Origin of the sequence: Aquariibacter albus (assembly GCF_014145335.1) — a bacterium.
In the GTDB taxonomy this organism is placed as follows: Bacteria; Pseudomonadota; Gammaproteobacteria; order Burkholderiales; family Burkholderiaceae_C; genus Aquariibacter; species Aquariibacter albus.
Map to the genome: position 1 here is coordinate 177,753 of NZ_JACIVI010000001.1, position 13,371 is coordinate 191,123.

A 13,371-nucleotide genomic window follows, 5' to 3' on the forward strand; every position below is an offset into this window, starting at 1 on the left:
GTCCCCGGGCCGATCCCCATTGACCCGCGCCCGGCCCCGGATCGGGGGCCGGGCAGGCACAATCCGCCGCCCATGGCGACGTTGAACATCATCCTTCTGGACGACCACCAGGACGCGGTCCGCAAACTGGCCTGCGCCAGCGTGCTGGAGGGATACAACTTCAAGGTCTTCACCAACTCGGTCAAGGGCATCGGCCAGCTCTCGGTGCGGCTTCGGGATGCCGACATCGTGATCGCCATCCGCGAGCGCACCAGCTTCCCGCGCCTGCTGCTGGAGCGCCTGCCGCGGCTGAAGCTGATCGCGCAGGTGGGGCCGGTCGGCGAGCACATCGACCTGGAGGCCTGCACCCGCCTGGGCATCGCGGTGGCCGAGTCGCGCGAGGGGCCGGCCGCGCCGGCGGAGCTGACCTGGGCCCTGGTGCAGGCGGCCAGCCGCCGGCTGCCCCAGTACATCGCCCACCTCAAGCACGGCGTCTGGCAGCAGTCGGGCCTGAAGTCCGCGGCCATGCCGCCCAACTTCAGCCTCGGCACCCTGCTGGAGGGCCGCTGCCTCGGCCTCTGGGGCTATGGCCAGGTCGGCCGCCGGGTGGCCGGCTACGGCCGCGCCTTCGGCATGAGGGTGCAGGTCTGGGGCAGCGAGGCTTCGCGCGCCCGCGCCGTGGCCGAGGGCTACGAGGCCGCGCCCAGCCGCGAGGCCTTGTTCGCCGAAAGCGACGTACTGAGCCTGCACCTGCGCCTGGTCGAGGCCACCCGCGGCCTGATCGGCCCCGAGGATCTGGCCCGCATGAAGCCCGAGGCCCTGCTGGTGAACACCTCGCAGGCCGAGCTGATCCAGGAAGGCGCGCTGGTCTCGGCGCTCAACCGCGGCCGGCCGGGCCTGGCCGCCATCGACGTGTTCGAGAGCGAACCCATCCTGCAGGGCCATCCGCTGCTGCGGCTGGAGAACGCGATCTGCACGCCGCACATCGGCCACGTCGAGGCCGGCGCCTACGAGGCCGTCTTCGGTGCCACCTTCGCCAATGTGCTGGCCTTCATCCAGCGCGCGCCCACGGGCATCGTCAACCCCGAGGCGCTGAAGGTGACGCAGCGGTGAGTCCCTCGGCTGCGCCGCCCGCGGGCAGCGCCGAGGTCCGGGCCCGCGCGCTGCGGGCCAGCCGCTGGGCCCTGCTGTTCGGCAATTTCGCGATCGGCTGCGGCGTGATGGTCACCGTCGGTTCGCTGAACGACCTGACCCGCTCGCTCGGCATCAGCGTGGCCGAGGGCGGCCGCCTGATCGCGCTGGCCGCCGCCACCATGTGCCTGAGCGCACCGCTGGCCGCCGGCATCGTCGCGGGCTTCGACCGCCGCCGCCTGCTGAGCGCCGCCCTCGCCTGGTATGCCCTGGGCCACCTGCTCTGTGCCTTCGCGCCGGACTATGGCGTGCTGATGGTGCTGCGGGCCCTGACGGTGCTGACCGCTTCGGTCTTCACCCCGCAGGCGGCCGCGGCCATGGGCGTGCTGGCGCCGCCCGCGCAGCGCGGCGGGGCGATCGGCTTCGTCTTCCTCGGCTGGTCGCTGGCCCTGGTGCTGGGCATGCCGCTGCACAGCTGGATCGGCGAGACCTTCGGCTGGCGCACGGCCTTTGCCCTCGTGGCCGTGCTGGCCGGCGTGGCGGCCAGCTGGCTGTGGCGGGTCGTGCCCGACGGCATCCGCCCCCCAGCCGTCAGCGCCAGCGCCTGGCGCGAGCTGCTGACCCATCCGGCCCTGATGGCCGTCGTCGCCGTCACCGCGCTGCAGAGCGCCGGGCAGTTCGGCGTGCAGGCCTATCTCGCCCCCTACTACCGCCAGCAGCTCGGCGCCGACGCCACCACCATCAGCCTGCTGTTCTTCTGGACCGGCCTGTGCGGCCTGATCGGCAATGTGCTGATGACCCGCCGTGTGGACCGTCTCGGCCCGCCCCGCGCGGTGCTGCTGACCCTGGGTGCGATCGCCTTCAGCCTGGCGATCTGGCCGCTGGCCGGTTCGCCGCTCGCGGTGGCCCTGGTCATCGTGCCCTGGGCGCTGGGCGGCTTCGCGACCAGCTCGGCCCAGCAGGCCCGGCTCAGCGCGGCCGCGCCGGCCCTGGCGCCGGCCCTGCTGGCGCTCAACAGCTCGGCCATCTACCTGGGCCATGCCGCCGGCTCGGCCAGCGGGGGCCTGATCGTCGCGGCCCAGGGCTATGCCGGGCTCGCGCCGGTCGGCCTGCTGTGGATCCTGTCGGCTGCCGGGCTCAGCGTGTGGGCCGAACGGCGGCTGCGGCGCGGCCGCGGCGCCTGAAGCGCGCGTCGGCGCGCCGGCCTCAGGCCCGGCCCGGCAGCAGGCCGCGCAGCAGGTACTTGATGCGCGCGTGCCGCAGCGGCGGCAGGGGCGTGGGGGCCGGAGCCGCAGGCAGCGGCTGGCCGGCTGCACGCGGGCGGGCCAGCGCACGCAGCGACAGGGGCTGGCGCAGCGGCCGGTAGCTGTCGAGGGCCAGCAGTTCCCAGCCCAGGCCTTCGAGCAGATGCCGCAGCGAGGAGGCGCTGAAGTGATGCAGGTGGGCGATGTGGAAGTCGCGCGCGCGGCGGTAGCGCGCGGCGTCCGGCACCTCGACGTAGAGCCAGGCGTCCAGGCCGTGCAGGCGGCCCGGGTCCAGCGGGCCGCGCAGGTCGAGCAGATGCTCCACGACCTGGTTCATCGTCAGCAGCACGCGGGCGCCCGCGGGCAGTTCGGCCCGGGCCCCGGCCAGGTCGGGCACCGTCTCGACGCCGAGGTACTCGCGGCCGAGGGTGGCGCTGAGCGCATCGGGTTCGACGCCGAGGGTGCGCCGGGCCCGCACCGAGCGGCTGAATCCGGCGGCGGCGAAGCCATCGGAGGCGCCGAAATCCACATGCACATCGAAGCCCGCATCGCCTGCATGGGCGGCTACGAAGCGGCCGGCGCCGAAGCCGCGCTCGAACTTCTGCTGGGTCAGGATCTCGTCGAGGCTGACGGCGCCGCCCTTCTTGTAGAGCCGGCGGTAGTCGCGCTCGTAGAAGGCATTCAGCGCCTGCGGCGAGGGGAAGCGGGCCTGCAGGCCGTGGCCGCAGGCCGTGCAGCGCAGGTGGCGCAGGCCCAGCCGGTGGCGGTCGCCGTGGAACCAGGCCTGAAGCGCCTCGCTGCCGCAGACCGGGCAGTGGCGGACCGGCTGGTCGTAGTGCGTGTGCAGCGCGGCAATGCTCATGCGGACCACTTCAGTTCGGGTTGTCGAAGAAGACGTACTGGGAGTAGTCGCTCAGCTCGAAGTACACGCGCTTCTCGCCGGCATCGACCGTGCCGTTCAGGTTCAGGTCGATCACGCCGTAGCCGAAGCGGTAGCTGCGCGCGCTGCCGTCCTGCGTGCCCAGCGCGGTGCTCAGCTTGTCGATCTTCAGGAAACGCTTGACGACCACGCCGTTGGAATAGACCTCCAGGATGCCGTCGGTGCCGGTCCAGTTCTGCAGGTCGCGCTTGAGCTGGTTCTGGGTTTCCTGGGTGCAGGCGCCCAGCAGCAGGGGCAGGGCCAGGGCGGCCAGGGTGGCGGCGCGGCGGGGAAGCAAGCTCATCGCGGGGCTCCGGGGCGGTCGTAGGACGTGGGTCGCGGGTGGTGGGTGCAGTGTGCCTCGGGCCTGCCCGGCGCCGGCCGGCCCCATGCCCGGCGGCCGCGCCCAGGCAGGCGCCGGCCGCCCCGGCGCCGCAGCGCCTCAGCCCGCGCGGCGCTGGCGCAGCGCCTCGTAGAGGCAGATGCCGCTGGCCACCGACACGTTCAGGCTTTCCACCGCGCCGGCCATGGGGAGGGCGACGCGCTGGTCGCAGGTCTTGCGGGTGAGCTGGCGCAGGCCGGGGCCCTCGGCGCCGAGCACCAGGGCGACGGGCTGCTTCAGGTCGACGTCGTAAAGCGTGCCGCCTTCCTCGTCGGCCAGGCCGACGATCCACACGTTGCGCTCCTTCAGCTCGTTCAGGGTGCGGGCCAGGTTGGTGACCATGAAGTAGGGCACCGTCTCGGCTGCGCCGCTGGCCACCTTGCTCACGGTGGCGTTCACGCCCACCGCATGGTCCTTGGGCGCGATCACGGCATGTGCCCCGGCGCCGTCGGCCACGCGCAGGCAGGCGCCGAGGTTGTGCGGGTCGGTCACGCCGTCGAGCACCAGCAGCAGCGGGGCCTCGCCGCGGGCTTCCACGGCCTCCAGCAGTTCATCGAGCGACTTGGCCTGCGGCAGCTCCTTCACCCGCGCCACCACGCCCTGGTGGCGCGGGCTCCCGGCCAGGGCGTTCAGCCGCGCGTCGTCGCTGTCGTGGCAGCGCAGGCCGGCCTCGCGGGCGCGGGCCAGGAAGTCCTTCATGCGCGCGTCGCGGCGGGCGCTGTCGATGTAGACCTCGACGATGGACGCGGGTGCGGTCTTGAGCCGCACGGTGACGGCATGGAAGCCGTAGAGCAGGCGCGCGGCGCTCATCAGGCGATCCACGTGCGCGCGTTGCGGAACATGCGCAGCCAGGGGCTGTCGGCGGCCACATCGCCCGGCGTCCAGCTGAACTGGGCGTTGCGGAAGACGCGTTCGGGGTGGGGCATCATGGCCGTGAAGCGGCCGTCGGCCGTGGTGACCGCCGTCAGGCCGCCCGGGCTGCCGTTTGGGTTGAAGGGATAGGTCTCGGTGGCCTGGCCATGGTGGTCGACGAAGCGCATCGCCGCGGCCACCGCCTTCGCATCCCCACGCTGCGAGAAGTCCGCCCGGCCTTCGCCGTGCGAGACAGCGATCGGCAGCCGGCTGCCGGCCATGCCGCGGAAGAAGATCGAGGGCGAATCCAGCACCTCGACCAGGCTGAGCCGGGCCTCGAACTGCTCGCTGCGGTTGCGCACGAAGCGCGGCCAGGCCGTGGCGCCCGGGATCAGCGGGGCCAGGGCGGCCAGCATCTGGCAGCCGTTGCAGACGCCCAGGGTGAAGGTGTCGCTGCGCTGGAAGTAGGCCGCGAAGGCCTCGGCCAGCGCCGGGTTGAAGAGGATGGAGCGGGCCCAGCCCTCGCCCGCGCCCAGGGTGTCGCCGTAGCTGAAGCCGCCGCAGGCGACCAGGCCCTGGAAGCCGTCGAGCCGCGCGCGGCCAGCCTGCAGGTCGCTCATGTGCACATCGTGCGTGGCGAAGCCGGCGCGGTGCATGGCGTAGGCCATCTCGACCTGGCTGTTCACGCCCTGCTCGCGCAGGATGGCCACCTTGGGCTTGGCGCCGGTGGCGATGAAGGGCGCGGCCACGTCCTCGGCCGGGTCGAAGCCGAGCGCCACATGCAGGCCCGGATCGCCCTCGGCCCCGGCGGCGGCATGTTCGGCATCCGCGCATTCGGGGTGGTCGCGGTCGCGGGCGATGCGCCAGCTCACCTCGTCCCAGCTCTGCTGCAGGGCACGCAGCGGCGCGCTGAAGATGGCCTTGGCGTCGCGCCAGACCTCCACCACGCCGCGGTCGTTGGGCTTGCCGACCACGTGGCTGTGGGCCGACAGGCCGTGCGCGCGCAGCGTGGCCATCACGGCATCGCGATCGGCGGTGGCGACCTGGATGAGCGCGCCGAGTTCTTCGTTGAAGAGCGCGCGCAGGGTCTGCTCGGCACGGCGCGGGCCGACCTGGGTGGCCCAGTTCTTCGAATCGCCCACCTCGGCGCGGCTGTCGCGGATGCCATCGCCCTCGGTGATCAGCAGGTCCACGTTCAGGCTGAGGCCGAGCTGGCCGGCGAAGGCCATCTCGCAGGCCGCCGCCCACAGGCCGCCGTCGCTGCGGTCGTGGTAGGCCAGCAGCTTGCCTTCGGCGCGCAGCTGGTTGATGGCCGCGACCAGGGCCTTGAGCTGGGCCGGATCGTCCACATCGGGCACGCCGTCCACCGTGCGGTGGCCGGTCTGGCCCAGCACCTGGGCCAGCATGGAGCCGGCCATGCGCTTCCTGCCCTGGCCCAGGTCGATCAGGATCAGGCTGCTGTCGCCGCAGGCCGGGCGGCCGGCCGCGGCCGGCAGGCGCTGGAGCTGCGGGGTGAGGGTGCCGCGGATGTCGTCCAGCGTGACGAAGCCGGTGACGATCAGGCTGACCGGGGCGGTGACCTGCTTGGTTTCCCCTCCGTCCTGCCAGCGGCTGCGCATGGAGAGCGAGTCCTTGCCCACCGGCACGCCGATGCCCAGGGCCGGGCAGAGCTCCATGCCCACGGCCCGGACGGTGTCGTAGAGCGCGGCGTCCTCGCCCGGCTCGCCGCAGGCCGCCATCCAGTTGCAGCTGAGCTTGACGCGCGAGAGCTCGATGGGCGCGGCCAGCAGGTTGGTGATGGCCTCGGCCACCGCCATGCGGCCGGAGGCCGGCGCGTCCAGGGCGGCCAGCGGCGTGCGCTCGCCCATCGCCATGGCCTCGCCGCGCAGGCCGGCATGGTCGGCCAGGGTCACGGCCACGTCGGCCACCGGGATCTGCCAGGGGCCGACCATGGGGTCGCGGTGGCTCAGGCCGCCCACCGTGCGGTCGCCGATGGTGATGAGGAAACGCTTGCTCGCCACCGTGGGGTGGCGCAGCACGCGGTGGGCCACCTCGGCCAGCTCGACGCCGTCCAGCGCCAGCGGCCGGCCGTCCCAGGTGGCGCGCTGCACGCTGCGCTGCATCTTCGGCGGCTTGCCCAGCAGCACGGCCATGGGCATGTCGATGACGCGCTCGCCGCCGGGGCCGTCTTCCAGGATCAGCTCGGGCGCCTCGGTGGCCACGCCGACCACGGCATAGGGGCAGCGCTCGCGCGCGGCCATGGCGTCGAAGGCGGGCAGGCCAGCCGGGTCCAGGGCGATGACGTAGCGCTCCTGGCTCTCGTTGCACCAGATCTCCTTGGGCGCCAGGCCGGTCTCCTCCAGCGGCACCTTGCGCAGGTCGAAGGTGGCGCCCAGGCCCGCGCCGTCGACCAGCTCGGGGAAGGCATTGCTGATGCCGCCCGCGCCCACGTCGTGGATGGCCAGGATGGGATTGGCCTCGCCCAGGCCGAAGCAGTGGTTGATGACCTCCTGCGCGCGGCGCTCGATCTCGGGGTTGCCGCGCTGCACGGAATCGAAGTCCAGCGAGGCGGCGTTCACGCCCGCGGCCATCGAGCTGGCCGCGCCGCCGCCCATGCCGATGCGCATGCCCGGGCCGCCCAGCTGGATCAGCAGGGTGCCGGCCTTGAAGGGGATCTTGGCCGTCTGCCCGTCCAGGATCTGGCCCAGGCCGCCGGCGATCATGATGGGCTTGTGATATCCCCGGCGGACTGGCGGCAGGGCCTGGCCGGCCAGCTGGCCGCCCTCGACCGTCTGCTCGTAGACGCGGAAGTAGCCGGCCAGGTTGGGCCGCCCGAACTCGTTGTTGAAGGCCGCGCCGCCGAGCGGGCCCTCGCTCATGATCTGCCGCGCGCTGGCGATGTGCTCGGGCTTGCCGACCGGGTCGCGCTCCCAGGGCTCGGCCAGGCCGGGCAGGTGCAAGTGGCTGACCGAGAAGCCGGTCAGGCCGGCCTTGGGCTTGGAGCCGCGGCCGGTGGCGCCCTCGTCGCGGATCTCGCCGCCGGCGCCGGTGGAGGCGCCGGGGAAGGGGCTGATGGCGGTGGGGTGGTTGTGCGTCTCCACCTTCATCAGCACATGCGCGGTGGCGGGCTGCGCGGCGTAGGCCGGTGCATTCGCATGGCCCTGCGGCGCCCAGCGCTCGATGGGGCCGCCCTCCATCACCGCGGCGTTGTCGCTGTAGGCGATGACGGTGCGCTGCGGCGCCAGCTTCTCGGTGTTGCGGATCATGCCGAACATGGAGAGCGGCTGCTTCTCGCCGTCGATCACGAAATCGGCATTGAAGATCTTGTGGCGGCAGTGCTCGCTGTTGGCCTGGGCGAACATCATCAGCTCGACATCGCTGGGGTTGCGGCCGAGCTGGGTGAAGGCGGCCACCAGGTAGTCGATCTCGTCGTCCGACAGGGCCAGGCCGAAGGCGGTGTTGGCCGCCTCCAGGGCCGTGCGGCCCTGGCCGATCACGTCCACATGCTCCAGCGCCTGGCCGGGCTGCACGTCGAAGAGGGCGCGGGCGGCCTCGCGCTCGAAGGCCACGCTCTCCGTCATGCGGTCGTGCAGCAGGCGCGCGCAGGCCAGCTTCTCGGCCTCGCTCAGGGCTTGCACGCCGCCGAGCAGGCCGGTCTTCAGGCTGAGCAGGAACTCGGTGACGCGCTCGACGCGGTGCACGCCCGCGAGCCCGCAGTTGCGGGCGATGTCGGTGGCCTTGCTCGCCCAGGGCGAGACGGTGCCCAGGCGCGGCATCACCACGATGCGCTCGACCGCCTTGCCGGCCTCGGGGCCGGCATAGGGCTCGCCGTAGCGCAGCAGGGCGTCGAGCTTGTCCTGCGCCTCGCGGGCCGGGGCCGCGTCCAGCGCCACCCAGTGGACGGCGCGGGCGTGGACGGCGCTGATCCGCGGCACCTCGGCCTGCAGCGCGGCCAGCAGGGCGCGCGCACGGAAGTCGGACAGGGCGTTGCCGCCCTCGAAGGCGAGGATGACGGAGGCAGAGGCGGTCATGCGGGGCGGGGGGCCTTGGGGGCCGCGGCAGAAGCGGCGGGGGAGGGCGGCCGGCGGCGGGGCCGGCTCCTCGCAAACCCGGAATTCTAGGTGGCCCCTCCGCCGGGCCCGCCCCGGCCCCCGGTCGGCCCGGATCGGCATTGGATAATCGCCCGATGGGCATCACCATCAAGACTGCCGCCGACATCGCGGCGATGCGCGTGGCCGGCCGCCTCGCGTCCGAAGTCCTCGACATGCTGACCCCGCATGTCAAGCCGGGCATCACCACCGAACAGCTCGACGCACTGGCGCACCGCCACATCGTGGAGGTGCAGGGCGCCGTCCCGGCGCCGCTGAACTACCAGCCGCCGGGCTACTCGCCCTATCCCAAGTCGATCTGCACCTCGGTCAACCACCAGGTCTGCCACGGCATCCCGAACGAGCGGCCCTTGAAGAACGGCGACATCGTCAACATCGACGTCACGGTCATCAAGGACGGCTGGCACGGCGACACCAGCCGCATGTACATCGTGGGCGAGGGCTCGATCGCGGCCAAGCGCCTGTGCAGCCTGACCTACGAGGCCATGTGGAAGGGCATCGCCAAGGTGCGGCCGGGCATCAAGCTCGGCGACATCGGCCACGGCATCCAGACCTTCGTCGAGAACGCCGGCTACAGCGTCGTGCGCGAGTTCTGCGGCCACGGCATCGGCCAGAAATTCCACGAAGAGCCGCAGATCCTGCACTACGGCCGCCCCGGCACGCTGGAGGAGCTGGTGCCCGGCATGGTCTTCACCATCGAGCCCATGGTCAACGCCGGCCGCCGCGAGATCAAGGAGCTGGGCGACGGCTGGACCATCGTGACCAAGGACCGTTCGCTGTCCGCCCAGTGGGAGCACACCATCGTCGTGACCGAGACCGGCTACGAGGTGCTGACGCTGTCGGCCGGCAGCCCGCCGCCGCCGGACTTCGTGCAGGCCGGCGCGTCCGCCTGACCGCGCCGCGATGTCGCTGCCCGTCGAGCCCCAGGGGCTGAGCGACCTGCCGGCGCTGCGCCGGGCCTTCCGCGAAGGCAAGGCCGAGCGCATCGAGCGCTTCATGCGCGCCCGGCCCACGGCCACCACCGCCCACCTGCTGCTCACGCAGCTGGCCCGGCATGTCGATGCGACGCTCAAGCGCCTGTGGCGCCTGTGGCGCCTGAGCGGCATGCCGCGCGGCGCGGCCCTGGTGGCGGTCGGCGGCTACGGCCGCGGCGAGCTCTTCCCGGCTTCCGATGTCGACGTGCTCGTGCTGCTGCCCGAAGGCCTGTCCTCGGACGAGCCCGGGATCCAGGCCAGCCTGAGCCAGTTCGTGACCGCCTGCTGGGACGTCGGCCTGGAGATCGGCCAGAGCGTGCGCAGCGTCGAGGAATGCGTGGCCGAGGCCCTGGCCGACGTGACCGTGCAGACGGCGCTGCTGGAGGCCCGCTTCCTTTTCGGCGCCCGCAAGCTCTTCGAACGCTTCGTGCAGGCCCAGCGCGAGGTCATGGACCCGGCCGCCTTCCTGCGCGCCAAGACGCTGGAGATGCGTCAGCGCCACCAGAAGTACGAGGACACGCCCTACGCGCTGGAGCCCAACTGCAAGGAAAGCCCCGGCGGCCTGCGCGACCTGCAGGTCGTGATCTGGGTGGCCCGTGCCGCTGGCCTGGGTCGCACCTGGCGCGAGCTGGCGGCCCATGGCCTGGTCACGCCCTTCGAGGCCCGCCAGCTGCAGCGCAACGAGGCGCAGCTCAAGCTGATCCGCGCCCGCCTGCACAGCGTGGCCGGTCGCCGCGAGGACCGCCTGGTCTTCGACCTGCAGACCGCCGTGGCCGAGAGCTTCGGCGACCGCAGCACCCCCGGCCAGCGGGCCTCCGAGCTGCTGATGCGCCGCTACTACTGGGCGGCCAAGGCCGTGACCCAGCTCAACCAGGTGCTGATGCTCAACATCGAGGAGCGCATCGCCGGCCTGGCCGAGGGGCCGATGCGCCCCGTCGGCGACAAGTTCTTCGACCGGGGCGGCCTGCTGGAAGTCGCCCACGACGATCTCTACCAGCGCGACCGCCACGCCATCCTGGAGACCTTCCTCGTCTACCAGTCGAACGTCGGCATCAAGGGCCTGTCGGCGCGCACGCTGCGTGCGCTCTACAACGCCCGCGGCCAGATGGACGCGGCCTTCCGCCGCGACCCGGTCAACCGCGCCCTGTTCCGCCAGATCCTCACCGCGCCGGGCGGCCAGACGCATGCCTTCCGGCTGATGAACCAGACCTCGGTGCTGGGCCGCTACCTGTGGGTCTTCCGGCGCATCGTCGGGCAGATGCAGCACGACCTCTTCCACGTCTACACCGTGGACCAGCACATCCTGATGGTGCTGCGCAATGTGCGGCGCTTCTTCGTGCCCGAGCATGCTCACGAGTACCCCTTCTGCACGCAGATCGCCGCCAATTTCGAGCGGCCCTGGGTGCTCTACGTGGCGGCGCTCTTCCACGACGTGGCCAAGGGCCGCGGCGGCGACCATTCCGAGCTGGGCGGCCACGAGGTGCGGCGCTTCTGCCGCGAGCACGACATCGGCCCCGAGGATGCGCGCCTGATCGAGTTCCTCGTGCGCGAGCACCTGACGATGAGCCGCGTCGCGCAGAAGGAGGACCTGTCCGACCCGGACACCCTCCAGGCCTTCGCCCGCCGGGTGGGCGATACGCGCACCCTGGCTGCCCTCTACCTGCTGACGGTGGCCGACATCCGCGGCACCAGCCCCAAGGTCTGGAACGCCTGGAAGGGCAAGCTGCTGGAGGATCTGTACCGCGCCACCCTGCGCGCCCTGGGCGGGGCCCAGCCGAATGCGGCCGCCGAGATCGACGCGCGCAAGCAGGAGGCGCGACAGATCCTGGCCCTGCACAGCCAGCTGCCCGGCAGCGAGGAAGCGGTCTGGAAGACGCTGGAGATCAGCTACTTTGCCCGCCACGACGCGGCCGACCTGGCCTGGCATGCGCGCTGCCTGTCGCGCCGCTTGGACAGCGAGCAGCCGGTGGTCAGCGCGCGGCCGTCCAGCGTCGGCGAAGGCCTGCAGGTGCTGGTCTATGCCCGCGACCGCCAGGACCTCTTCGCGCGCATCTGCGGCTACTTCGACCACGCCGGCTTCAACATCCTCGACGCCAAGGTCCACACCACCCGGCACGGCTATGCGCTCGACACCTTCGAGGTCACCTCGCCCCAGGTGCTCGCGCCCATGCACGGCGAGGCCGAGCTGCAGCACCGCGACCTGATCGCCCTGGTCGAGAACCAGCTCGCCGCCGCCCTGGTCAGCGGTGCGCCCCTGCCCGAGCCCTCGCGCGGGCGGCAGTCGCGCCGGGTCAAGCACTTCCCGGTGACCCCGCGGATCTCGCTCAAGCCCGACGAGCGAGGCCAGCGCTGGCTGCTGACCGTCTCGGCCAGCGACCGTTCCGGCCTGCTCTATGCCATCGCCCGCGTCCTGGCCCAGCACGGCATCAACCTGCAGCTGGCCAAGGTCAGCACCCTGGGCGAGCGGGTGGAGGACACCTTCCTGATCGACGGCAACTCGCTGCAGCGCAACCGCGAGCAGATCGAGTTCGAGACCCAGCTGCTCGACGCGATCGCCTGAGCGTCGGGCGGGCGGCGCGGCGCGCGGGGACGCGCGCTGCGCCTCACTCGACCTTGAAGTCGAACTCCTGCGTCACCAGCACCTCGGCCGCGTCGCTGACGCACTGGTACTGCTTCATCGCCGTGATCACCGCCTGGTGGTAGACGCGCGGGCCGGTGAGGATCTTCACGTCCACCACCTTGCCGCCGACGATGCGTGCCTGCGCGCGGATCAGGCCGGAGATGCCGTCCTGCAGGGCCTTGCGCGGCATCTCGGGCCGCACCTGCACCGGGCAGGCCAGGCCGACGTCGCGGCTCACCGGCCCGGGAGGCGGCGACGGGGCCGGGGGCGCCGGGGGGGCGGGCGGGGCGGGGGGTGCGGGCGGGGGGGGCGGCTCGATCTTGTGCGGCTCGCGAGGCGGCTCGGCCGTCACGGCCGTGATCGGCGGGGGCGGCGCCACGACCGGCCGGATCTCCGGCGGCGGCACATAGGCTGGCGGCGGCGGGCTGGGCGGCGGCGGGGGCAGCTTGACCGGCCGCGGGGGCGGCGGCGGCGGGGGGGGAGGAGGCGGCGGTGGGGGGGGCGGCGGCAAGGTCTCGACGATGCGCGCCACCAGCGGCTTCTGGATCACCTCCACCGCCTCGCGCGCCAGGCCCGAGGCCAGGGCATAGATCACCAGGCCGTGCAGGGCCAGCACGCTGCCCACGCCGATCAGGCGGCGGCGGGCGGCTTGGCGCCGCAGTTCGGGATCGTCGGAAAAGACCATCGGCATTCAGCGCGGCGCGGCCGGGCTCAGGAACTGCTCGCTGCCGACGATGCCGAACTTGTCGAGCTTGGCCCGCTGGGTGGCGGCCATCACGCCGGCCACCACGGCATAGCGGGCATCGGCGTCGGGGCGCAGGTGGATCTCGGGCGGAACCGGCTGCGCGGCGGCGGCCTGCAGGCGGGCTTCCAGTGCGGCGGCGTCGGCCAGGGGCAGGCCGTTCCAGAAGACGGTGCTGGCCGCGTCGACCTCGATGCGCACCACCTCGGGCGGGGCCTGCGGCGGCTGCGGCTGCGGCTGCGGCAGGTTCAGGTTCACCGCATGCAGCTGGATGGGGATGGTGATGATCAGCATGATCAGCAGCACCAGCATCACGTCGATCAGCGGCGTGGTGTTGATGTCGAGGATCACCTCGGGCTCGTCCGAGGCGCCCCCGGGGGCGCCGATCTGCATGGCCATGGGGCAGGGGCTCCGGATGC

General features: G+C 72.6%; 10 protein-coding genes. 4 read left to right on the plus strand and 6 right to left on the minus strand.

Going from position 1 to position 13,371, the window contains the following annotated elements; genetic code table 11:
- The first annotated feature begins 72 nt into the window (after nucleotides 1–72).
- On the plus strand, nucleotides 73–1,092 hold the full coding sequence (locus tag H4F90_RS00875) for a D-2-hydroxyacid dehydrogenase family protein (protein WP_182660567.1): 1,020 nt from the start codon (nucleotides 73–75) through the stop codon (nucleotides 1,090–1,092).
- Nucleotides 1,089–2,294 carry an MFS transporter gene (locus H4F90_RS00880; RefSeq protein WP_328700787.1) on the plus strand — a complete coding sequence of 402 codons (1,206 nt, stop codon included), beginning with the start codon at nucleotides 1,089–1,091 and terminating at the stop codon, nucleotides 2,292–2,294. The genes H4F90_RS00875 and H4F90_RS00880 overlap by 4 nt, the downstream gene beginning before the upstream one ends.
- Before the next feature lie 22 nt (nucleotides 2,295–2,316).
- On the opposite strand, the gene H4F90_RS00885 is transcribed toward H4F90_RS00880, so the two are convergent.
- The 4 genes from H4F90_RS00885 to purL all read right to left on the minus strand — a co-directional run bounded on the left by H4F90_RS00885 (nucleotide 2,317) and on the right by purL (nucleotide 8,538).
- A complete protein-coding gene (locus H4F90_RS00885) occupies nucleotides 2,317–3,216 on the minus strand; it encodes a hypothetical protein (RefSeq protein ID WP_182660569.1) in 900 nt (299 codons plus the stop codon).
- Between the two features lie 10 nt (nucleotides 3,217–3,226).
- Nucleotides 3,227–3,577: a hypothetical protein gene (locus tag H4F90_RS00890; protein WP_182660571.1), complete on the minus strand. Its 351-nt coding sequence runs from the start codon at nucleotides 3,575–3,577 to the stop codon at nucleotides 3,227–3,229.
- A 138-nt stretch (nucleotides 3,578–3,715) separates the two neighbouring features.
- The gene (rlmB, locus tag H4F90_RS00895; RefSeq protein ID WP_182660573.1) at nucleotides 3,716–4,465 is read right to left on the minus strand and encodes a 23S rRNA (guanosine(2251)-2'-O)-methyltransferase RlmB; all 750 of its coding nucleotides are present in this window, start codon (nucleotides 4,463–4,465) and stop codon (nucleotides 3,716–3,718) included.
- Nucleotides 4,465–8,538: a phosphoribosylformylglycinamidine synthase gene (gene purL / locus H4F90_RS00900; protein WP_182660575.1), complete on the minus strand. Its 4,074-nt coding sequence runs from the start codon at nucleotides 8,536–8,538 to the stop codon at nucleotides 4,465–4,467. Before purL ends, rlmB begins: the two co-directional genes overlap by 1 nt.
- A gap of 155 nt (nucleotides 8,539–8,693) precedes the next feature.
- On the opposite strand from purL, the gene map reads away from it, so the two are divergent.
- Nucleotides 8,694–9,509: a type I methionyl aminopeptidase gene (gene map, locus H4F90_RS00905; protein ID WP_182660577.1), complete on the plus strand. Its 816-nt coding sequence runs from the start codon at nucleotides 8,694–8,696 to the stop codon at nucleotides 9,507–9,509.
- Nucleotides 9,510–9,519: 10 nt separating this feature from the next.
- Nucleotides 9,520–12,150, plus strand: a complete 2,631-nt coding sequence (locus H4F90_RS00910) for a [protein-PII] uridylyltransferase (protein WP_182660579.1) — start codon at nucleotides 9,520–9,522, stop codon at nucleotides 12,148–12,150.
- A gap of 43 nt (nucleotides 12,151–12,193) precedes the next feature.
- Here H4F90_RS00910 and H4F90_RS00915 read toward each other — a convergent pair whose 3' ends face one another.
- Together H4F90_RS00915 and H4F90_RS00920 are read right to left on the minus strand one after the other, a co-directional pair.
- Nucleotides 12,194–12,895: an energy transducer TonB gene (locus H4F90_RS00915; RefSeq protein ID WP_182660581.1), complete on the minus strand. Its 702-nt coding sequence runs from the start codon at nucleotides 12,893–12,895 to the stop codon at nucleotides 12,194–12,196.
- Between the two features lie 6 nt (nucleotides 12,896–12,901).
- The gene (locus H4F90_RS00920; RefSeq protein WP_182660583.1) at nucleotides 12,902–13,351 is read right to left on the minus strand and encodes an ExbD/TolR family protein; all 450 of its coding nucleotides are present in this window, start codon (nucleotides 13,349–13,351) and stop codon (nucleotides 12,902–12,904) included.
- Nucleotides 13,352–13,371 lie beyond the last annotated feature (20 nt).

What these genes read in the sequence shown, in the direction of transcription:
- H4F90_RS00875 (WP_182660567.1), top strand. Translation starts at nt 73, where the DNA reads ATGGCGACGTTGAACATCATCCTTCTGGACGACCACCAGGACGCGGTC.
- H4F90_RS00885 (WP_182660569.1), bottom strand. Translation starts at nt 3,216, where the DNA reads ATGAGCATTGCCGCGCTGCACACGCACTACGACCAGCCGGTCCGCCAC.
- H4F90_RS00890 (WP_182660571.1), bottom strand. Translation starts at nt 3,577, where the DNA reads ATGAGCTTGCTTCCCCGCCGCGCCGCCACCCTGGCCGCCCTGGCCCTG.
- rlmB (WP_182660573.1), bottom strand. Translation starts at nt 4,465, where the DNA reads ATGAGCGCCGCGCGCCTGCTCTACGGCTTCCATGCCGTCACCGTGCGG.
- purL (WP_182660575.1), bottom strand. Translation starts at nt 8,538, where the DNA reads ATGACCGCCTCTGCCTCCGTCATCCTCGCCTTCGAGGGCGGCAACGCC.
- map (WP_182660577.1), top strand. Translation starts at nt 8,694, where the DNA reads ATGGGCATCACCATCAAGACTGCCGCCGACATCGCGGCGATGCGCGTG.
- H4F90_RS00910 (WP_182660579.1), top strand. Translation starts at nt 9,520, where the DNA reads ATGTCGCTGCCCGTCGAGCCCCAGGGGCTGAGCGACCTGCCGGCGCTG.
- H4F90_RS00915 (WP_182660581.1), bottom strand. Translation starts at nt 12,895, where the DNA reads ATGGTCTTTTCCGACGATCCCGAACTGCGGCGCCAAGCCGCCCGCCGC.
- H4F90_RS00920 (WP_182660583.1), bottom strand. Translation starts at nt 13,351, where the DNA reads ATGGCCATGCAGATCGGCGCCCCCGGGGGCGCCTCGGACGAGCCCGAG.